The following is a 21,664-nucleotide window of genomic DNA, read 5'->3' as shown; positions in this document are numbered from 1 at the left end:
TCCGGAAAGCTCTCCCTCATACACCAGCATTCATTTGCATCCGGGAGCTTCGCTGCGTATGCGCACTGATTGGGCTGCCGGCAAATCGGACAGGTCGTCTGATCGACGCCAGCCTCGTCTTTCGGCTCGACAGGTTTAGTATCCATCGAATAGGAGCACCTCGATTCATGGTTCATCATTCTTAAGCGTATTCGGATATGGCCACGTTGTCCAGTAAGATCTCTGGTATGCGACCATCACAATAACCCGGCCCTTCACCATGGAAGAGCCGGGTTTCTTAGCATTTCGTCGGTCGGCAGAAGACAAAAGCGTTACGAGAGCCGCTGGGGGAGGGCGTTATTTTTTCAACAAATTGATATGATCCAAATCCGTGCTGCTGTTAAAGATGAACTCCAGCTTGTACGCACCCCGATGATAAGTGAGCTTGGTCTGCGTGATACCGCCGTTCTTGAACGTCGTGGTGGACGCTGGGGCATACCAGTTCTGCTTCAGCATCTTCATCGTAATGCCGCCGATATTCGTTTGCCGTTCCACATTCGTGCCGAAATAACGAATCTCCCGAATCTTGTTCAGCTTATATGAAATTGCGTAACCGGGATTACCCATATTCGCGCTATATAGATCAAAATCATCTGCATGCTTGCGCGAAATGGAAGGTTCTCCGATCGTGTTGATCACGTCCTGACGGGTGCTCTTGCCAACGGTCAGTTGGCCGACCACGCCGGGAAACTGGCCTTTCAAAGCGGGTTTATAGAAGCTGTTCAGCGTCTTTAACGCTTCCTTGGCTGCATAGCTGTCGGCAGCGGCTGCCTCGGTGTGCCCGGCCGCCTCGGCATGTGGCGCGGAGAAAACGGCCGGAGTGAATCCAAGCCCCGCCAAACCGACGGTCCCTGCCACCGTAAGTGCGATGACGGCTTTTGAAATACGCTGTTCGTTGTTCATGATGTATCCTCTCCTTGTAACATGACATTACCACAAGTGATCTTCTTTAAACAAAATCTATGTTTATCGTAGTGGAAGAGAGGAGGGATTGGGTTACGAATCCATGAAAATGAAATTTCAGAATTGTGACCAATGGATAAGGGAGTATACATAGGTATCGTAGGACCTCCCGTTCTGATGGATGTACTTCCGAAGGAGGCCTTCCTTCTCAAAGCCTAAGCGGTTGAGCAAGGCATGGGAAGCTTCGTTGTCGATCAATGCGCTTCCGTTTCGAGGATCGGAAACATGACTAACCTCCCGTTATAAAAAACTGCCGCTCCGCTAAAGAGCGAAGGGCAGTTTGGGTTGAATGAATGTTAAGGCTATGCTATTGCTGCACGATGGCGATAATTTCGTCTTCCAGCTCCAGTCTGACCTGTTCGCTGTATGCACGAATGTTATATTCGGAGTGCAGATAACGGAGGATGGCTTCGATCAGGTTCGCTTCGATCAAATACTGCGTTCTTCCGTTAACCCATACTTCCGCCGTATATCCGGTATCCTCATCCCAGCTCAGCTCGAGCGACACGTCCGTCGGTTTCACGCCTCTGCGCTCCGCCTGATGCAGGCAGACCGCATTGACGATTTCGTCCATGCTAAGAATCATGGCTTAGTACCTATTGTTGTTATTGTTGTAACGGTCATCATCATTACGATGATGCTCGACAGCCGGCTTGCGGCGGTTTCTCACGGCGCGTACAACCATCATGATCACCATGATGAGCGCCCAAATCGCAATGAGGTTAATCAGCAAGCCCATAATCTCGCCCATGAAGCCCATGCCTGCGAACATGCTGCCGAACAGGAGTCCTGCCAGACCGCCGATCATCAAGCCTTTCATCAAGCTGCCGCCGCTGAAGAATCCGCGGTTTGCTGTATTTCCTGCAGTAGTCCCGGATTTATTCGAGTTGCTCGTGCTGTTGGATTGCTGCACGTTGCTATCGTTCTTTTTCGGGGTGTTCGAGTAGGACTTCGTTCCGGATTTGAAGCCGCCTCTGCGGGCATCCACGGAATCGACCGGCGCGAGCGCTACAAAGAACAGGGTAAACGCAACTAGAATCGTAAGTACTTTTTTCATCTTGTACTGTCGTACCTCCCGGTAATTAAAATTAGAGAATGATTCGTAATACGGACGGGTCACGATAAGGTTTCAAAAAATTAATCACCATGCTTCGCTGCCGATGTACGCTGATGCTCCTTCAGCAAGCCAAGCACCCAGTCGCACCATTTCAGCTCGGTTTCGGCCATCATCAGGCCTTTGGTTGCCAAAATGTAATTGCTGAACGCTTTGCTTCCGATTTCCCGGGTATCCTCGGGGATCCCGGCCAGAATCTGCTCGAAGTAACGCTTCTTCTCTAAATAACTGCTTCTGCGGTCCTCGTAGATATCAATCGCGATGCCGATCTCGGTTAGCCACAGGCAGAAGGTGCGCAGAGAAAGCTCATCCTTGGTGACGGCAGGCGCAATGGGCTGGTACATCCATTCGCGCAGCTTTTGCATGCCTTTCTCCGTAATCGCATAAATCTTTTTGTCCGGTTTGTCGGTCTGCTGAACCCAATGCGAGGATAGCAGCTGCTTCTCTTCCATACTGGCAAGCAGAGGATAGATTTGACTGTGCTTGGCCTGCCAAAACGGTTGGATCCGAAGCATGAGGTCATAACCCGACGACTCTCTTCTGGCGAGCAACCCTAACAAGCCGTATGACAACGTATTCATGGACATGACTCCCTTTGAAACGCATATCGTGGACACAAGGCAATGATGTTCATTGACTAGGGGTCCGATTGATAAAAAGTGTACACTGAAACTGTATGGTTTGACAACAGGGGAGAGGGGTTACGTGATGGTTTTTGGTAAAATTGTGACTAAAAAAGCACAAACGCAGCATGCGTTTGTGCTTGGAATTGACTTTTATTGCTTTATTTGCCTTCGTAACCATCGACAACAAGATCCAAAGCCCCGGTGTTCGGGTCGATGACCATGCCGTGTACCGCCACGCTTTTTGGCAGCAGCGGGTGGTTCTTGATAAGACTGACGGTGTTCCGCACGCCCTCGGTTACGTTATCGAAGCCGCGAAGCCATTTCGTGAGCCGAATGCCTGAATTTTCAAGGGTGGAGAGTACTTCGTCCGAAATGCCGCGCTCCTTCATATGGGAGATCATGACGTCAGCATCCAGCGCAGCCATGCCGCAGTCATGGTGACCGACGATGATCACTTCCTCAGCTTGAAGCTCATACAGCGCGACCAGCACGCTTCGCATGACGCTGCCGAATGGCTGGGAGATGATGGCACCGGCGTTCTTTATGATTTTGACATCGCCGTTCTTGAAATTCATTGCTTTCGGAAGCAGCTCAACCAGTCTTGTATCCATACAGGTTACAACGACGAGCTTCTTATCAGGGAAGCGGTCGGTCAGGTAAGGCTCATACTCTTTCTTCTCTACAAAGCTGCGGTTATGCTCCAGAATGCGGTCCAAATGTTTTTCCATAGGGTATCTCTCCTTCTGTATCTAAGAGTTAGGTTTAAACACGGGTGTCGGTTGCTATGATATTTGTTCCATACGTCTGATTGCGGCTTGTGAGACGAAAACTAGCGGTGCCGGCGTGCAAGTCCAGCTTAAGCTCTTCCTCGAAAAAAACCTCCTGCTTGCCATGAATGACCAGAGGGATCGAGGCGTTTGTTTGAATCACGGTATCGCCGTCGGCAGCACCGTCCACGACCTGCAGTCCCGGGACGCCGTTAACGGCACATCCGCAGCCCTCGGTATCATAGATCAGTCTCACGGCCCCAGGCCTGCTCCCGAGCATTTCCTTAAGCTTCAGGTCGGCCTCAGGGGATAGTTGGATGATCACAGTTCTAGGCCTCCCTCTATGCAGCATCTGATTTTGCTGTTTCTGAAAGTTGATTATATACCTAGCAGAACGTATCATCAATAGAGTAGTTATGAATCCAATCCAAAAAAATTTAAAAGAGCAGGTGAGCTGATTATGGAAGTGCAGGTATCTCAGCAATGGGAGCAGTTTCAGCAATTGGTACGCAAAATCATGAGCTATTATGAAGCGCTCGGGGTCCTTCATTGGGATCTGCGGACAGGCGCCCCGCGCAAAGGCACGGACATCCGCTCGGAGACGATTGGCATATTATCGACGGAAGCTTTTAAACTGCAGGTCTCGGAGAAGATGGGACAGTTTCTGCAGTTTTTTGCGGATCCGAAGCACGAGGGGCAGCTGGACGAACGCCAACGCCGCATGGTAGCAGAGATACGCAAGCTCTATGAGCAGAACAAATCGATTCCGCCGGAACGCTTTAAGGAGTACTCCATTCTTGCCTCACAGTCGGAGACGAAGTGGGAGGAAGCCAAGAAGAACAGCGATTTCGCCGGATTCGAACCATACTTAACGAAGATCGTGGCATTCAAGCAGGAGTTTATCGACTATTGGGGAGTGAAAAGCACCCGATATGACACGCTTCTGGATATGTATGAGCCGGATTTGACGGTGGAGAAAGTGGACGCGATCTTTGACCGGCTTAAAGCTCGGCTTGTGCCGCTTGTGCATGCGGTTTCGGAATCGTCCTTCAAACCGGAGACCGGCTTTCTGAAGCAGCTGTTCGATATCGGCCAGCAGGATAAATTCAGCAGGTTCCTGCTTGGGCAGATGGGATATGACTTTGAGGCCGGCCGGCTTGATGAGAGCGTCCATCCGTTCGCTACCGGACTCAATCCCGGCGATGTCCGGATCACGACCCATTATTTGCAGGATGACGTTCTAAGCGCGGTGTTCAGCTCCCTGCATGAAGGCGGTCACGCCTTGTACGAGCAAAACATCGACAAGAGCTTGGCGGGCACGCCGCTGTCTTCAGGGGCATCGATGGGCATCCACGAGTCCCAGTCGCGCTTATGGGAAAACATGATCGGTCGCAGCCGGCCGTTCTGGCGCCGATACTTCGGCGATCTTCAGCAGCATTTCCCTGAACAGCTGAAGGATGTTTCGTTGGAGGATTTCTATCTGGCCGTCAATAAAGTCGAGAACTCCCTGATCCGGATCGAGGCCGATGAGCTGACTTATAATCTCCATATCATTATCCGTTATGAGATCGAGAAGCAGCTCTTTAACGAAGGGCTTTCCGTGAAGGAGCTTCCGGAAGTATGGAATGCGAAGTACAAGGAGTATCTTGGCATCATGCCTCCGAATGACGGACTCGGCGTCCTTCAGGATGTGCATTGGTCCGGCGGGGATTTCGGTTATTTCGCTTCGTACTCGCTCGGCAATATGTACGCAGCGCAAATGCTGCATACGCTCCGCAAGGAAATGCCGAATCTCGATGAGCTGATCGAGCAAGGAAATTTGGCGCCGATCAAGGAATGGCTGACGGAGAAAGTCTACCGGTTTGGAAAAACGGAAACCCCTTCGGAAATTATTTTGCGTGTAACCGGTGAAGAACTGAATCCGGACTACTTGGCCGACTATTTGGAGGCAAAATATAAAGAGATTTATAAGCTTTAATCTCAACATAAACAAGAAGCCGTATCACGGTTCCCGAAGAAATGAGCGTTAACGGGACGGTACGGATGAATTGAATGAAGCATGATAAGAAGCGGCGGTGCATAGGGATGATGTCCCAGCACCGCCGTTTTTTTTATGGTGAAAGAGCACGATTGCGGTCCTTCCACCTCTATGATGGCTAGTTAACCATTGGGCGAGTGGGTGCATATGCTGAAATGAAACGGTAGGTTAAGGGAATGGAGGGGTAGCATGAAGCGTCGAATATGGCGGGCGCTGGCGGCAAGCCTGCTGCTTGTGTGTGCCGCAGCGCTGGCAGGATGTGGAGGCGGCAGCGGCTCGGCAACGAAGGTCAAGGTGGGCGAAGTCACGCGCTCGATTTTCTATGCTCCGCAGTATGTCGCACTGGAGAAAGGTTTTTTCAAGGAAGAGGGGCTTGATGTCGAGCTGCAGACGACTCCCGGCGGCGATAAAACGATGACGGCGCTCCTGTCGGGGGCCATCGATGTTGCGCTTGTCGGATCGGAAACTTCCATTTATGTGTATCAGCAGGGCTCGGAGGATCCGGTGATTAACTTCGGGCAGGTGACGCAGACGGACGGCACGTTTCTCATGGCGCGGAACGAAGGCGGCGAATTTGATTGGGATCAGCTGAAGGGGAGTGTGTTCCTCGGCCAGCGCAAAGGCGGGATGCCGCAGATGGCCGGAGAATTTACGCTGAAGAAAAAAGGCATCGATCCCCATGCCGATCTGGAGCTGATTCAGAATATTGATTTTGCAAACATCGCCTCGGCTTATGCCTCGGGGACAGGGGAATACGTGCAGCTGTTTGAGCCGCAAGCCTCGATATTCGAGAAAGAAGGGCGCGGCAAGGTGGTGGCATCCTTCGGCGTCGAGAGCGGAAACTTGCCGTACACCGTGTTCATGACCAAGCAAAGCTACATCGATAACCATGAGGCTACGGTGCAAAAATTTACGAATGCTCTATATAAAGCCCAGCAGTGGGTGGACGCAAACAGTCCGGAGGACATCGCCGATGCGATCATGCCGTATTTCAAGGACAGCGACCGGGATATCGTCGTCTCGTCTGTGAAGCGTTATAAGGAGCAGGGAAGCTTTGCGACGGATCCGATCGTGGATGAAGCCGAATGGAACAATCTGCTGGATGTCATGGAACAGGCGGGGGAGCTGAGAGAACGGGTCGCCCCTGACAAAATCGTCAACAACAGCTTTGCGGAGAAGGCCAAACAGGCAAAGTAGCGTTTCATCTCCCATCCATGGAATGAAAGGAGAGTGCACCATGGTACCGGTAGTAGAACTGAACGATATCACGCATGTATACGTGACGGATCGGGAAGCCTCTCTGGCTGTGGAAGGAATTGATTTGAGCGTCGAGCCGGGCGAGTTCGTCAGCTTGGTCGGGCCGAGCGGCTGCGGCAAGACAACGATATTGTCCGTCATTGCCGGTCTGCTCCAGCCTACGAAAGGAACGGCGATCGTCAACGGCAAGCAGGTCAGCGGCCCGTCGCCGGAAGTCGGCTATATGCTTCAGCAGGATTACTTATTCCCGTGGCGGACCATCATGGACAACGCCTTGATCGGATTGGAATTGACGGAGCGTCTGAATCCGGACAGCCGGAGCGAGGTGCAAAGCCTGCTGAAGGAGATGGGGCTTGCGGGCAGCGGTCCATTGTACCCGGCCCAGCTGTCGGGAGGCATGAGACAGCGGGTAGCCCTGGTGCGTACGCTGGCGACAGATCCGGGGCTGCTGCTGCTCGACGAGCCTTTCTCCGCGCTGGATTATCAGACCAAGCTGCAGCTGGAGGACCTGATTGTCGAGACGCTGAGGGAGCGGGGAAAAACCGCGATCCTGGTAACCCATGACTTGTCCGAAGCGATCGCCATGAGCGACCGGGTCGTCCTGCTGAACCGCAATCCGGGACGCATTCACCGCATGTTCGCAGTGCCGGAGAACATAAGGGCTGTACAGCCGTTTTATGCCCGCAAGGAATCGGGGTTTAATGAATTATTTCATGAAATATGGGGCGAAATGCAGCGAATCGGGAAGGAGTGAAGCCATTGACAACCAATCGAGAGCGGAAAGAGCCGGCTTCTTCTTCAAACCGCTGGCTCCAGGATATTTATGATAAGCATAGGAGGAAAAAGCGCAGCATCCAGAGCCGGGTGCTCACCGTCCAGCTCAGCTTGCTGCTCCTGTTCTTCGCGTGGTGGGAGGCGGCGGGCAGAATGAAGTGGATCGATGTCCTCCTCTTCAGTTATCCAACCAAAATCTTCTCGAATATTTGGGATAACATCGTGACCGGGGAGCTGTGGGGTCATCTGGGGATTACCGTCGGAGAGACCGTTGTCGGATTTCTTCTCGGGACCCTGGTCGGCACCCTGCTTGCGGTCATCATCTGGTGGTCGCCTTTCTTGAACAAGGTGCTCGATCCTTACATGGTTGTATTCAACAGTATGCCGAAGGTGGCGCTGGGGCCGATATTCATCGTCATGTTTGGCGCTGGATTTACGGCGATTGTCGTGACGACGCTGTCGATCACGGTGATTGTGACGACTCTCGTTGTATACAACAGCTTTAATGAGGTGGACTCCAATCTGATCAAGGTGGTCCGCACCTTCGGCGGCACGAAGCGGCAAGTATTCCAGCGCGTCATTCTGCCTGCTTCCTATCCGGCTATCGTATCGACCTTGAAGGTAAATGTGGGCATGGCCTGGGTTGGCGTGATCGTAGGTGAGTTCCTGGTTGCCAAATCCGGGCTTGGATATTTGATTATGTACGGATTTCAGGTATTCAACTTCACGCTCGTGCTGTCGAGTCTCCTCATTATTGCAGTCGTGGCAACGGCGATGTACCAAATCGTCGTATATATTGAAAGAAAGCTGCTGGCCCACAGGTAGCATCACGTTCAAAGACTCGCTTCCACGGCAGAGGCTGAAGCCGGTTGTGAATGACATGAAAATAAGCTAGGATGGAACAAGATTGAACTTGATTATCCACGCTTGGGGGCTTTTGATTTTCATGGGATTTCGTGTCATTAAAACCGCTGTGGCAAGCCTGCTTGCCATCCTAATAACCGATGCTTTCAATATACCGGGGGCTACGTCCGCCGGTCTTCTTGCGATCCTTGGCGTCGACGTCACCCGCAAGCGCAGCGTTATCTCCATCTCGTCGCGTTTCTTTGCGTCGCTGCTGGGGCTGGCGCTGGCTTGTATTTTATTCTATCTGCTCGGGTTCCATTATTGGGTACTCGCGCTATACATACTGCTCGCCTTTCCTCTCATATCGAGGGCGAATTTCAAGGAAGGCATCGTCACCAGCTCGGTTGTTGTGTTCCGGGTGTTCCAGGGAGAAGAGATGGCGCCGGACATTATGCTCACTCAGGTTGCGCTGCTCGTGATCGGCCTCGGCTCCGCAATGCTTGTGAATCTGGTGTACATGCCCAATAGCGAAGGAACCATGATGGACATCCGGCGTAAGGTGGACGGGCTGTTTTCCGTGATCTTCAGTCATTTCTCCCTGACTTTAAGAGATCCGGAGCATATCTGGGACGGAAAGGAAATGATCGAGGCCAACCGTCAGATCGACCGGGGGATTGAGGAGGCGAAACGGGCATCGGAGAACCAGATGATCCATCCGGACGGAGCGTGGAACATCTATTTTTATATGAGAAAGGAACAGATGGAGAATATCCAGAGCATGATGCATCAAATCTCTCAGGTATACGAGAGGCTGCCGCACGGGATTCTCGCTGCCGAGGTATTCGAGCAATTAAGCAAGGATGTCATATCCGAGGGATATACCGGCAAATCGGAAGCTTTGCTTAATGAGCTGGAGGAACGTTTCAAGAAGATGGAGCTGCCGGCCACGAGGGAGGAGTTCGAGGTCCGGTCGGCGATTCTCCAGCTGTGCCGCGAGCTTGCTTATTACTTGAATATTTCAAAGAAATACAAGGCCCCTACGGCCAAAAAACCGCAGAAGCATGCGGGTTCCGCAGGCTGAATGCGATAATTCTGAACGTTTCTTTCAATTTTTTTGGCATCATCCGAATTTATTTGGACCACTTCATTCAACATTCGCCCATGTCGTGCATACACATGTATGGAATGAGTGTAAGGAGGAGGTTCGAAGATGTCATTGAGTCATAAACACCAATGTAGAGAAATCATCACGAAGGCGATCTGCGGCAAGGGTCGTAAGTTCTCTACCGTAACACATACCGTGACTCCGCCTAATAATCCGACCAGTATTTTGGGGGCTTGGATTATAAACCATCAATACGAGGCGGTTGCCGCCGGAGACGGAATTGAGGTTATTGGTACTTACGATGTGAACATCTGGTATTCCTATGACAAAAATTCGCAGACCGACGTGGCTAAAGAGACGGTATCTTATGTAGAACGCGTACCTCTCTCCTATCTGGATCCGAAGCATCGTGCTTCAACGGTTGAAGTGTCGGCGGAAGCGACACAGGAGCCGAGTTGTGTGGAAGCTAGCGTATCCTCCAATGGCACGAGTGTCATTCTACGGGTAGAGAGAGAGTTCGCGGTAGAGCTTGTTGCCGAGACGAAGGTGGTCGTCAAAGTGTGCAGCCACCATCACGGCGACTATGAAGACAAAGAGTTCGACTACGTCCTGGGAGACGGAGACGACGATTACGAAGACCTGGACTATGAAGGTCTGGAAGATGAATTGTAAGTTAACCCTCCATCAGGGAAGCTTATAATCCAGCATATGCGGTGAAAGCAGCTTTGCGGAGGGCGGATGCCCTCTTTTTTATTTTATTTTTGAGGGGGCCGGCTAATATGGCGCTGACCATGGGAACAGCAGGGGAACAACGCGGATTTGCCGTTCTTGACGGCTCTGCTGCAGCGCGCGCTGCGGCTAGATTGTCGAGAGCCGGCATACCGTGCCGGCTTACCGCAAGGCCCGAGCCGGCAGCCGGCTATGCGGCCAGATACTCGGTGCGCGTACGGGAGCTGACGGCCGAATGGATAAGGCATGATCAGACCGGAGGCGGCAGCACGCGCCATGAGCCGGAGCATGGCAGCGGAGGATATGCCGACGGCCTTCACCGGAGGCTGGAGAAGGCTGCCGTGCGTTCGCTGTACACATTGGGTGCCGAGGAAGGGGAAGTCGTTATCGCGGCTCGGCCCGGCCGCAGATATGTAGTGGAGGAAATTCGGCTCCATGGATCTCCCGGCGGGGCCGTTATGAGCGCCAAGGCTGCTCCAGCAGGACGGTACGATCGCCGGAGCTTGGGAGGTACGGAGGCGGGAGAGGGGAATCTGCTGCTCGGAATGGACCCCGAATTTATTCTGATGAAGGATAACGGGGAGATCGTCCACGCATCGGAGTTTATGCAGCGCGGGGGTCTGGCCGGCAGTGATGCCGTACGGTTTCGCGGAGAAGTCATTTACCCGCTGGCAGAGCTGCGGCCTGATCCCAAGGCGCAGCCGAAGGAGCTGATTCGCGAGCTACAGCGGGCGATGCGTGAAGCGTATGCCCTCATAACGGACCGGACGCTGTCGTGGCGGGCGGGGGCATTGCCTTATAGGGATTTTCCGCTCGGCGGCCATATCCACTTCAGCGGCGTGCCGCTGAATATATCGCTTCTACAAGTGCTCGATAATTATTTGGCACTGCCGCTGGCTCTACTGGAAGACCCGCAGGGACGGCAGCGCAGGCCGCGCTACGGATTTCTGGGCGATTTTCGCCGCCAGCCGTACGGCGGATTCGAATACCGGACGCTCCCCAGCTTCCTGATCTCGCCCTTCGTGACCAAGTTTTCGCTAGCGATCGCATACTTGGCGGCCAAATACAGCGACCTGCTGCCTGCCAGGCCGCTGAATGCCGAGCGGTACCACCGCGCGTACTATGAAGGCGACAAGGCCGTGCTCAGGGAATGTGTTCCCGGCTGGCACCGGGATCTGTCAGCGCTGCCGGAATACCCGCAGTTTGCCTTCGAAATCGAAAAGGCGCTGTCGTATATCGAAAGCGGCCGGACGTGGGATGAGAGCAGGGATATCCGGCCGCTTTGGAATATTCCTTCGATGCCGTGAGACAAAGGATGCATTTCTGTTATAATAGAGTTCAGCTATAAACGGCATGGAGGTAAGTCATGGCTAAATATACGCCGATGATCGAGCAATATTTGAAAGTGAAGGAACAAGCGCAGGATGCGTTTCTTTTTTTCCGTCTGGGCGATTTCTATGAAATGTTTTTTGATGATGCGATTTTGGCTGCCAAGGAGCTGGAAATTACGCTGACCGGCCGCGAGGGCGGAGGCGCCGAGAGGATTCCGATGTGCGGCGTGCCTTATCATTCGGCAGAAGGCTATATTCAGCGTTTGATCGAAAAAGGCTACAAAGTGGCTATATGCGAGCAGATGGAGGATGCATCCGTCACGAAGGGCATGGTCCGCCGGGAGATCGTCCGGGTCGTCACGCCGGGAACGATCATGGAAGGCAAGGCGGTTAGCGATAAATCCAACAACTATATGGTGTGTGTAACGGAGGCGGGAGGTCTTCTGTCTCTTGCCGCATGCGATCTGTCGACCGGGGAGCTGTACGTCACCTCGGTGCCATTCTCCGAGGAATGGCTGAGGGATGAGATTAATATTTACGAGCCGTCCGAAATTATCGGGGATGCCAAGCTGCTGGAGATCATTGCTTCCCAGGCGCTTCCCGGCAGCCGCAACGTGGTGCATACGGCATGGGAACGCCGGGAGGACGGTCTGGTCAAATCGCAATTCGGCGAGGCTGCCTGGGCCCGTCTTGAGGAGGAGCGAAGAGCGTGCATCTCTCTCTTGATCTCGTACCTCAGCGAAACCCAGAAGCGTTCGCTCGGCCAGCTGACCCAGATCGATTCCTATGAACCGGGGCAATTCATGGTTCTCGATCCGTTCACCAGACGCAATCTGGAGCTGGTCGAAACGGTGCGGGAGCGGTCGAAGAAAGGCTCGCTGCTGTGGCTTCTGGATCAAACCGAGACGTCGATGGGAGCGAGGCTGCTGCGCCGCTGGATCGATAAGCCGCTCTTGTCCCGTGCGCGGATCGAGGAGCGGCTAGAGGCTGTTGAGCATCTGTACAACCAGTACATACTGCGTGAAGATTTGCGGATGGCGCTGAAGGAAATTTATGATCTCGAGCGTTTGGTAGGCCGGATCGCATTCGGCAGCGCCAACGGCCGCGATCTGAATGCGCTGAAGCTGTCGCTGCGGCAAGTCCCGGCGCTGAAGGAGCTGTGTGCGCAGTCAACCTCCAGTACGCTTCGCCGATTGGCGGAGGAGACCGATACATGCGAGGAATTGTATCAGCTTATCGAGGATGCCATCGTGGATGAACCGCCGGTTTCGGTGCGGGACGGGGGAATCATTAAGCCCGGTTACCATGAGCGGCTCGACGAGCTGCGGGAAGCGAGCACGAACGGCAAACGCTGGATCGCGGAGCTTGAAGCGAGGGAGCGCGCCGCAACGGGGATTAAGTCGCTTAAGATCGGCTACAACAAAGTGTTTGGCTATTATATTGAGGTCACGAAATCCAATTTGTCCTCATTGCCGGAAGGCCGGTATGAGCGCAAGCAGACGCTGGCGAATGCCGAGCGGTTCGTCACGCCTGAGCTTAAGGAGAAGGAAGGACTGATCCTTGAAGCGCAGGAGAAGATGGTCGATCTCGAATATGCTCTGTTCACCGAGCTGCGGGACAAGCTGAACATGCAGGTGTCCAGATTGCAGAAGCTGGCCGAAAGAATCGCTGAGATGGATGTGTATCAATCGCTGGCTGCGGTCAGTGCGGAGCACCGGTTCGTGAAGCCGGAGCTGAGCGATGGCTATGATTATATCGTCGAAGGCGGACGCCACCCGGTGGTGGAGGCGGTGATGAAGGATTCGGCATTTATCGCCAATGGAACGGAGCTGCGCAAGGAGGGTTCTTCCATCCTGCTGATCACCGGTCCGAACATGGCGGGAAAAAGCACGTATATGCGCCAGGTTGCGCTGCTGTCGATTCTGGCCCAGATCGGCTGCTTCGTGCCGGCGGAGCGCGCCGTCATTCCGCTGGTTGACCGCATCTTTACCCGGATCGGGGCCGCTGACGATCTGATCGGAGGCCAGAGCACCTTCATGGTGGAGATGGCCGATATTCAGGTCATGACCGAGAAGGCGACACCCCGAAGCCTCATCATTATTGACGAGCTGGGACGGGGAACCTCCACGAGCGAGGGGATGGCGATCGCCCAAGCCGTGATCGAATATGTGCATGACCATATCGGCTGTAAGGCGCTTGTGTCGACGCATTTCCATGAGCTGGCCCATCTGCAGGAAAGCCTTAAGGGGCTTAGCAACTATTCGATGGCCGTTCAGGAAAGCGGGGACAAGGTGCATTTTCTGCGCAAGCTGATTCCGGGCGCCGCCGACAGCAGCTACGGCATATACTGCGCACGGCTGGCAGGTCTTCCGGGCAGCATCATCGATCGTGCCTACGGACTGCTGCAGGGCCTGGAGCAGGCTTCCTTGGCCGCTGTCGCTTCCGAGCATGGCGCTGCGCTCCAGCGTATCGAATCAGCACAAGGAGGCACTGTAGGAGGTTATGCCAACACGCGACAGCATGACGTTGTCAGGGAAGCGGTGGAGGCAGCCGAGCCATTGGCGAGGGCAGGATCAGAAAGCCTTGAGAGCCGCGAAAACGGCAGAACCGGAGAGGTGATTCAGCTCTCGATTTTTGACGATGAGGCTGTCAGAGAGCCGCAAAATGCCGCAATCGGCAAGGAGAAAGCGGCTTTTGAGGAGGCAGGCGCCTCCGCTTCGCAGGATCCGTCCGTTCGGGCGCTCATCGAAGCGGTGAAGGGTGCAGACCTGATGAATATGACGCCGCTGCAAGCGATGCAGCTATTAAATGATCTGAAGATGAAGGCGAAGGATATGTAGCGGTGATTAGCCGAATCGCAATCGTAACCAGTCTGCATTGTGATTCAAAGCTGATTTGCATTGAGGCTCAAAGTATTAGCAGCTGCACAGAGCTCCATTGTGACCCAAAGCTGTTTTGCAATCTTAGCTACATTGTAGTCACATTGTAGTCACATTCTAGTGAAAGCTGCGCTGTAATTACAGAAGTTTTGTTCACGAAGTAAGTAATGGTAATTGAGCCTGCAGTTTATAAGACGAAATTGCATTTAAATACAGCAAGGAAACGGAGGTAGGGGATCATGGGAAAAATTCGCGTATTGGACGAGCATATTGCGAACCAGATTGCAGCCGGTGAGGTGGTTGAACGGCCTGCCTCCGTGGTGAAGGAGCTTGTGGAGAACGCGATCGATGCCGGCAGCACGAGAATCGACGTGGCCGTCGAGGAAGGCGGCCTGGACAGCATCCGCGTAACGGATAACGGCTCCGGCATCGATCCCGACGATTGCGAGACCGCCTTCTACCGGCATGCGACGAGCAAGATTGCCGAGGGGCGAGATCTGTTCCAGATCATCAGCCTCGGATTTCGGGGCGAAGCGCTCCCTTCGATCGCGGCGGTGTCCAAGGTGCGCGTCGTGACGTCGAATGAACAGGACGGCCGCGGGCGTAAAATCGAAATCGAGGGCGGCAACCTGCGTGTGAACGAAGAGACCGCTGCGCCTAAAGGGACGGATTTCCTTGTCAGGGAATTGTTTTACAACACGCCGGCAAGGCTGAAATATATGAAGACGATTCAAACGGAGCTGGGCCATATTTCCGATTATATGTACCGCTTGGCGCTGTCGAGACCGGATATCGCGTTCACGCTGCGCCATAACGGCAACACTCTCCTGCAGACGCTCGGAAACGGAGATGCCCTGCAGGTCATCGCGGCCATTTACGGCACCCAATCCGCGAAAGCGATGATGAAAATCGAAGCGGAGAATATGGACTATACCCTTCAGGGGTATATTAGCCGCCCTGATTTTACCAGGGCCAACCGGAACGGCATGTCCTTGATCGTCAATGGACGATATATTCGAAACTACGGTCTGATGCAGGCGGTGCTGAAGGGATACCATACGCTCCTGCCGATCAACCGGTACCCGCTCGTCGTGCTTCAGCTGTCGATGCACCCGTCGCTAATCGACGTAAACGTCCATCCGTCCAAGCTGGAGGTCCGCTTCAGCAAGGAGCCGGAGCTGTTCTCGTTCATAGAAGAAGCGGTTCGGAATGTGCTCCGGCAGGAGATCCTCATTCCGCGCCCGGCTAAGCAAACGATCGGCAAGAGCGATAACGCTTTTATCCAGGAGCAGCTGAATTTTCCTGCTCCATCCTATGGAGCGCCGGCTCGCGGGGAGCGTGCGGAGATCCCTCAAGACGGCTTGGGCGGCAAGCCCCCGGGTGAATCTTCTGGGCGTGAATTCCGGCGGGAGACGCCGCCGAGACCGGATTCGCTGCAAGAATCCGTAACGGGCTCTTCCGGAGACTACAAGGAATGGACTGCACAGCAGCCGCAGACGAGGGAAACGGCTGCGGCGGCCGCGTATCCTTCGAAGCCAAGCTATGAGGACCGTGCGGCGGATCGCAGATCGGCCAATGTGCCGGCCGTCACGAAGGAATGGATGGCGGCGGCATCGGGCCCGGCTCCGGACATTCCGCCGTTTCCGCAGCTAACCTATATCGGGCAGCATCATGGAACCTATATTATCGCGCAAAATGAGACCGGCCTGTATCTGATCGACCAGCACGCGGCTCATGAGCGCATTAACTACGAATACTACTATGAGCAATTCGGCAAGCCTGCGGATGCCTCGCAAGAGCTGCTGCTGCCGATAACGCTGGAGTTCACGCCTTCGGAAACGGAGAAGGTGAAGGAACGCCTGCATTGGTTCGAGAAGGCCGGCGTATACATGGAATTTTTCGGAGGGAACACCTTCCTGGTCCGTTCCCATCCGTTCTGGTTCCCGAAAGGCGATGAGAAGGGCTTGATCGAGGAAATGGCCGAGTGGGTGCTGAACGAGCGGCACATCGATATTGCCAAGCTAAGGGAAGCTTCCTCGATCATGTGCTCCTGCAAAGCCTCGATTAAAGCGAACCAGAAGCTGACCGAGCAGGAGGCCATGACGCTGATCCGGCGTTTGGCCGAGTGCCGGCAGCCGTATACCTGCCCGCACGGACGACCGATTGTCGTCTCCTTCTCCCCGTACGATTTGGAGAAAATGTTCAAGCGCGTCATGTAACAGCAAGGAGGAAATTCATGATTATTACAACTGGAGAAGCGGAAGCGCCTGACATCGTGGAACGCGCCAAGCGCCTAGCCCAGGAAACCGGCTGCCGGTATGTTCCAAGAGGCGGCCAATCGTTAAGAAAGCTGGCCCGCCGGATGGGCGAAGAGGACGTGCTGGTCGTCTTGCACGAGCATGTCCGCTTAAGCGGTCCGGATGGCTCGGTCACGGAGTTTCACCCCAGCATGGGCTTTGTAAGGCTGAAGCGGGTGCTTCGCGGCAAACCGGACCCGATGCTGGAGGCTTCGCGCATGGAGGAGGGCGACTCGGTGCTCGACTGCACGGCAGGGCTGGGCGCGGACGCGCTTGTTTTTTCCGGAAAAGGCGGGCCGAACAGCCGCGTGGTTGCACTGGAGAGCTCCCTGCCGCTGTTCGCGATGCTGAAAGAGGGGCTCAGGACCTATAAGAGCCAGTTCGAGGCGAGTGATCAAGCGATGAGGCGCATTATGGTCAAGCATGGACATCATTTGGAATATTTACGGTCGCTGCCGGACCGAAGCGTCGATATCGTCTATTTTGATCCGATGTTCCGTGACCCGATTACAAGCTCCGACTCGATGAATCCGCTCAGACTCTATGCGAACGGCGAGCCGCTGGATGAGGAAAGCGTGAAGCAGGCGGTCAGAGTGGCCCGCAAAACCGTTGTCATGAAGGAAACGCGGTACAGCGGCGAGTTCGAGCGATTGGGCTTTACGGTCATGCAGCGGGGGCAGTCGAAAACTACGTACGGAGTGATATCCATTGACAGTTGAATCCAAACCGAGATTGCTTGTTCTGATCGGTCCTACAGCCGTCGGCAAAACGAAAATGAGCATCGAGATCGCCAAAGCCTTTAATTGCGAAATTATTTCCGGCGATTCCATGCAGGTATACCGCGGCATGGATATCGGGACCGCCAAAATTACGAAAGACGAGATGGAGGGGGTTCCCCACCACTTGATCGATATCCATGAACCGGATTACCCTTACTCGGTGGCGGAATTTCAGGAGCAGTCCCAGCGCTTGATTACCGAAATTACGGAGCGCGGCAAGCTGCCCTTCATCGTCGGCGGCACAGGGCTTTATGTCGAATCCGTCTGCTACGGCTACCAATTCAGCGAGAGCGGAGCGGATGAGGAATTTCGCAAGGAGCAGTTCCGTTATGCGGATGAATACGGGGCGGAGGCGCTTCACCGGAGGCTTGCGGAAGTGGACCCGGAGAGCGCGGAGCGGCTGCATCCGAACGATCTGCGCCGGGTCGTTCGTGCTTTGGAAGTATTCCATGTGACCGGCATCCCACTTTCGTCCCAGTTGGCCCCTCAGAAGAAGGAGTCTCCGTACCGATTATGCCTGGTCGGTTTGACAATGGACAGGCAAATGCTATATAACCGTATTGAAGAGCGAATCGATCTGATGTTGAAGCAGGGGCTCGTCGAAGAGGTGGCAGCGCTAATGGAGAAAGGGTTCGGCCCCGGGCTTGTTGCGATGCAGGGTCTTGGCTACAAGGAAATCGTTTCGTATCTTCAAGGGGAATGCAGCTATGAGGAAGCGGTGACGCTGCTCAAGCGCGATACCCGCCGGTTTGCGAAGAGGCAGCTATCTTGGTTCCGCCATATGAAGGACATCGAGTGGGTAGACGTCACCGACTCGGGAAATTTTTCTGCGAACTATCAAAAAATCCGTGCTATAATAGCAGGAAAGTTTCACTAATATCTTGAATATATTCTTCAAAACAATCTAATTGAACCATTGGGGGTACGGCTAATGAACAAGTCCATCAACATCCAAGATACGTTCTTGAACCAACTGCGCAAAGAGAACATCCCGGCTACGGTATACCTGACCAACGGCTTTCAGATCCGTGGAACGATCAAGGCTTTTGACAACTTTACCATCGTGATTGACAGCGACGGCCGTCAGCAAATGGTGTACAAGCATGCCATCTCCACGTTCATGCCGCAGCGCAATGTTTCCCTGATGCAGGATAGCAGCAACGATCAATAAAATTCACGGATTTTTGCACGATATGCTTGGGATAATGTCTCTATACCTGGATTTCCCTAATCATCGCTGCAATCATGAGGTCATTAGCGGCCCTGGCTTCTTGGAATGATCGCGTCCTGATTAACTTGAAACTTTTTGGTTTATATTTCGTTTAGTTTATAAGGAGTGCAGAGAGCAACCTGAGAAGGTTGTTCTTTTCTTTCCGAGAGTCTGTAATGTGTACAGAGTTTTGTATCCCGCAAGGGAGCAAGGAGGGGGACAAATGGCTGGAAGAGATAACGAGATGTCCAGGGTGAACAAAAACAAAGATAACCCGAAGGCATCCAAAGGATCCAAATCAGGGTCGAAGAAGAAGAAAAAAGGCAGAGGCAAGCGGATTGCATGGGCTTTGTTTTTTACGGCGGTTATCGCCATATTTTGCGCCCTGGCAGGGTATCTGTTTATCTTGGTCAGCGGCGAGAAGCTTCTGGATCAGAATAAGGATAAACTGACCGCTTACGGTACCTCGAAAGTATATGATCGACAAGGCAATTTAATGGGCGAATTGTCGATCCAGAAGAGCGATCCGGTTGAATACAAGGATATTCCGGAGCAACTGGTTAATGCATTTATAGCAACAGAGGATAGACGATTCTGGGAACATAACGGCGTCGACATTTGGTCGATCGGCCGCGCTGCCGTGAAGGATATTATGGCCCGTTCCATGGTGGAGGGCGGAAGTACGATCACCCAGCAGCTGGCGAAAAATATTTTTCTGACCCGGGACAAAACCTTCTTCCGCAAAGCGACCGAAATGTCGATCGCGCTGGCGCTGGAGCGGAAGCACAGCAAGGAAGAGATCATTGAAATGTATTTGAACCGGATTAACTTCGGCGGACCTTACTACGGCATTAAGGCGGCTTCCGAGCGTTATTTCGGCAAATCGGATCTTAAGGAGCTTGAGTTGTGGGAAATGGCAACGCTGGCCGCCATGCCGAAGGGGCCTTCCCGGTACAACCCGCTGAAAAATCCGGAGCTGTCCAAGGAGCGCCGTGCGGTCGTGCTGACGCTGATGGAGCAGCAGGGCTATATTACGGCCGAAGAGGCCGAGAAGGCGAAGAAAGTCGATTACGACTATACGCCGCCGGAAAGAAAGCAGAAATATACGGCCTTTATCGACTACGTCATGGATGAGGCTGAGGAGAAGTGGGGGCTTACCGAGGACGATTTGAATATCGGTGGCTACCAGATCTATACGACGATGGACGCGAACGCCCAGCAGGCGATGGAGGAAGAATTCAACAATCCGGCCAACTTTGAAGAGAGCCCGGATGAGGAGATCGTTCAAGGCTCCATGGTTATCATTAATCAGGAGAACGGCGGGATCGTGGCGATATCGGGCGGCAGAGAGTATATGCGCGGCGGATTCAACCGTGCGACCGACAGCCGTCGTCAGCCGGGCTCGGCACTGAAGCCGATCGTGTCGTATGCGCCGGCTCTGGAATCCGGCAACTTTACGAAGGATTCCAGGCTGAGCAACAAGAAGCAATGCTTCGGGGATTACTGTCCGAACAATCTGCATGGATACTCCGATACGATCAGCATGCCGGAAGCGATTCAGCGCTCCGAGAACATCCCGGCGGTATGGCTGCTGAACCAGATCGGGGTTAAAACCGGGGTCGAGTTCGCCAAGAGTCTGGGCATCCAGATGACGGAGGCCGACGCGAACCTGTCCCTGGCTCTTGGCGGCATGAATTCCGGAACGAACACGTTCGAGATGGCTCAAGCGTTCAGCGCATTCGCCAATGGCGGCGAGCTGAAGGAAGCATTCGCAATTAAGGAAATACGGAATAATCAAGGCAAAGTCGTGCATGAGAATAAGGGAAGCAAGGGCAAGCGAGTCATGAGCGAGTCGACGGCTTCCCAGATGACGGAAATGATGGAGCGTGTCGTTCAGGACGGAACGGGCCGGAATGCCCGGATCAGCCGTCCGGTTGCCGGTAAAACCGGCACGACGCAAAGCGGCTACGAAGGCATCAGTTCCAACCGTGACGTCTGGTTTGTCGGTTACACGCCGGAACTGACGGCGGCCGTATGGATGGGATACGACAAACCGAACAAGCAGCATCTGCTGAAGCGAAGCAGCTCAATGTCCGCAGCGCTCTGGGGCAAGATTATGGAGAGGGCGGTTCAGTCCTATGAGCCGAAAAACTTCCCGAGCACCGAGCCGGCCCCGCCGGTGGTGGAGACGCCGAAGCTAGAGCCTGTCAGCGGCCTGACCGGATCTTATGACGGCGCGAATCAGACCGTCTATCTGAGCTGGAATGGCGTTCAGGGCAGCGGCATTCAATACCGGATTTACCGCCGGGAAACCTCGGAGAGCGAATTCACGCGGATTCTGAATGCGGTGAACAGCACCTCCACGGATGATATGAGCGCGATGGAGGGGCTGACGTACGAATATTACGTAACGGCCTATGACCCGGCAACGGATCAAGAATCCGAGCGCTCGAACGTGCTGCAGATCGCTGCCGTATCCGAGCTGCCGCCGGATGATCTTGAGCCGGATCCGGGGGATATTGAGGATGTGATTCCGCCGGATGAAGGAGATGCCGGCGATGGCATCGACATACCAAATGGCGAAGACAACGGTAACGGCCAAGATAACGGCAACGGCCAAGGCAATGGAAACGGCCAGGGCAACGGCAATGGTCAAGGCAACGGAAATGGAAACGGTCAAGGCAATGGCCAAGGAAACGGCCATGACAATGGCGGTACCAATCCGCCTGCGGACGGCGGACAGGGCGATGGATCCGGGTCGGATGCGGGTGATGGCACGGGCGGCGAGGATTCGGGAACGATTGAAGGCACCACCGATTCGGGCAACGTCACGACGGTTCCCGGAACCATCGTGGAGCCGGATGTTCCGGCCACCGAGTCTGATCCTAACCAAGTTAGTCCATAATGAAC

19 protein-coding genes are annotated in these 21,664 nt (G+C 54.0%); 13 read left to right on the top strand and 6 right to left on the bottom strand.

Annotation, left to right across the window (positions count from 1 at the left end):
• Positions 1–336: 336 nt before the first annotated feature.
• The 6 genes from NSQ46_RS18535 to NSQ46_RS18510 all read right to left on the bottom strand — a co-directional run bounded on the left by NSQ46_RS18535 (position 337) and on the right by NSQ46_RS18510 (position 3,834).
• Positions 337–942 carry a YjgB family protein gene (locus NSQ46_RS18535; protein WP_213615134.1) on the bottom strand — a complete coding sequence of 202 codons (606 nt, stop codon included), beginning with the start codon at positions 940–942 and terminating at the stop codon, positions 337–339.
• A 367-nt stretch (positions 943–1,309) separates the two neighbouring features.
• The gene (locus NSQ46_RS18530) at positions 1,310–1,588 is read right to left on the bottom strand and encodes a YxcD family protein (RefSeq protein WP_007129937.1); all 279 of its coding nucleotides are present in this window, start codon (positions 1,586–1,588) and stop codon (positions 1,310–1,312) included.
• Between the two features lie 3 nt (positions 1,589–1,591).
• Entirely contained in the window at positions 1,592–2,059 is a 468-nt protein-coding gene (locus NSQ46_RS18525; RefSeq protein WP_213615132.1) for a hypothetical protein, read from the bottom strand.
• 80 nt (positions 2,060–2,139) lie between these two features.
• The gene (locus tag NSQ46_RS18520) at positions 2,140–2,697 is read right to left on the bottom strand and encodes a PadR family transcriptional regulator (RefSeq protein ID WP_028403557.1); all 558 of its coding nucleotides are present in this window, start codon (positions 2,695–2,697) and stop codon (positions 2,140–2,142) included.
• 203 nt (positions 2,698–2,900) lie between these two features.
• Positions 2,901–3,470, bottom strand: coding sequence for a carbonic anhydrase (locus NSQ46_RS18515; RefSeq protein WP_007129940.1), 570 nt, complete (start codon positions 3,468–3,470; stop codon positions 2,901–2,903).
• Between the two features lie 34 nt (positions 3,471–3,504).
• Positions 3,505–3,834: an iron-sulfur cluster biosynthesis family protein gene (locus NSQ46_RS18510; RefSeq protein WP_007129941.1), complete on the bottom strand. Its 330-nt coding sequence runs from the start codon at positions 3,832–3,834 to the stop codon at positions 3,505–3,507.
• A 135-nt stretch (positions 3,835–3,969) separates the two neighbouring features.
• On the opposite strand from NSQ46_RS18510, the gene NSQ46_RS18505 reads away from it, so the two are divergent.
• The 13 genes from NSQ46_RS18505 to NSQ46_RS18445 all read left to right on the top strand — a co-directional run bounded on the left by NSQ46_RS18505 (position 3,970) and on the right by NSQ46_RS18445 (position 21,659).
• Positions 3,970–5,487 carry a carboxypeptidase M32 gene (locus NSQ46_RS18505; RefSeq protein ID WP_251536817.1) on the top strand — a complete coding sequence of 506 codons (1,518 nt, stop codon included), beginning with the start codon at positions 3,970–3,972 and terminating at the stop codon, positions 5,485–5,487.
• Between the two features lie 249 nt (positions 5,488–5,736).
• Positions 5,737–6,744 (top strand): ABC transporter substrate-binding protein, encoded by a 1,008-nt coding sequence (locus NSQ46_RS18500; RefSeq protein WP_251536815.1) that lies wholly within the window; start codon positions 5,737–5,739, stop codon positions 6,742–6,744.
• Positions 6,745–6,784: 40 nt separating this feature from the next.
• Positions 6,785–7,558: an ABC transporter ATP-binding protein gene (locus NSQ46_RS18495; RefSeq protein WP_251536813.1), complete on the top strand. Its 774-nt coding sequence runs from the start codon at positions 6,785–6,787 to the stop codon at positions 7,556–7,558.
• Positions 7,559–7,563: 5 nt separating this feature from the next.
• Positions 7,564–8,403 carry an ABC transporter permease gene (locus NSQ46_RS18490; RefSeq protein WP_007129945.1) on the top strand — a complete coding sequence of 280 codons (840 nt, stop codon included), beginning with the start codon at positions 7,564–7,566 and terminating at the stop codon, positions 8,401–8,403.
• A gap of 121 nt (positions 8,404–8,524) precedes the next feature.
• Positions 8,525–9,505 (top strand): aromatic acid exporter family protein, encoded by a 981-nt coding sequence (locus tag NSQ46_RS18485; protein WP_251536916.1) that lies wholly within the window; start codon positions 8,525–8,527, stop codon positions 9,503–9,505.
• A 129-nt stretch (positions 9,506–9,634) separates the two neighbouring features.
• Positions 9,635–10,201 (top strand): outer spore coat protein CotE, encoded by a 567-nt coding sequence (locus tag NSQ46_RS18480; RefSeq protein WP_007129947.1) that lies wholly within the window; start codon positions 9,635–9,637, stop codon positions 10,199–10,201.
• A 107-nt stretch (positions 10,202–10,308) separates the two neighbouring features.
• Positions 10,309–11,565: a hypothetical protein gene (locus NSQ46_RS18475; RefSeq protein WP_342574296.1), complete on the top strand. Its 1,257-nt coding sequence runs from the start codon at positions 10,309–10,311 to the stop codon at positions 11,563–11,565.
• 59 nt (positions 11,566–11,624) lie between these two features.
• Positions 11,625–14,429, top strand: coding sequence for a DNA mismatch repair protein MutS (gene mutS / locus NSQ46_RS18470; RefSeq protein ID WP_213615128.1), 2,805 nt, complete (start codon positions 11,625–11,627; stop codon positions 14,427–14,429).
• A gap of 278 nt (positions 14,430–14,707) precedes the next feature.
• Positions 14,708–16,687 (top strand): DNA mismatch repair endonuclease MutL, encoded by a 1,980-nt coding sequence (gene mutL / locus NSQ46_RS18465; RefSeq protein ID WP_251536807.1) that lies wholly within the window; start codon positions 14,708–14,710, stop codon positions 16,685–16,687.
• Between the two features lie 17 nt (positions 16,688–16,704).
• A complete protein-coding gene (locus tag NSQ46_RS18460; protein WP_007129951.1) occupies positions 16,705–17,484 on the top strand; it encodes a class I SAM-dependent methyltransferase in 780 nt (259 codons plus the stop codon).
• Positions 17,474–18,421, top strand: a complete 948-nt coding sequence (gene miaA, locus NSQ46_RS18455) for a tRNA (adenosine(37)-N6)-dimethylallyltransferase MiaA (protein WP_007129952.1) — start codon at positions 17,474–17,476, stop codon at positions 18,419–18,421. The genes NSQ46_RS18460 and miaA overlap by 11 nt, the downstream gene beginning before the upstream one ends.
• A 54-nt stretch (positions 18,422–18,475) precedes the next feature.
• Positions 18,476–18,715, top strand: a complete 240-nt coding sequence (gene hfq / locus NSQ46_RS18450) for an RNA chaperone Hfq (RefSeq protein WP_007129953.1) — start codon at positions 18,476–18,478, stop codon at positions 18,713–18,715.
• A gap of 262 nt (positions 18,716–18,977) precedes the next feature.
• Positions 18,978–21,659 carry a PBP1A family penicillin-binding protein gene (locus NSQ46_RS18445; protein WP_251536805.1) on the top strand — a complete coding sequence of 894 codons (2,682 nt, stop codon included), beginning with the start codon at positions 18,978–18,980 and terminating at the stop codon, positions 21,657–21,659.
• Positions 21,660–21,664: the final 5 nt, after the last annotated feature.

This window comes from Paenibacillus sp. FSL M8-0142, from assembly GCF_038597315.1.
GTDB lineage: Bacteria > Bacillota > Bacilli > Paenibacillales > Paenibacillaceae > Paenibacillus_AQ > Paenibacillus_AQ lactis.
The sequence above is the reverse complement of the archived record's forward strand: the minus strand, read 5'-3'. Positions and strand labels throughout refer to the sequence as shown.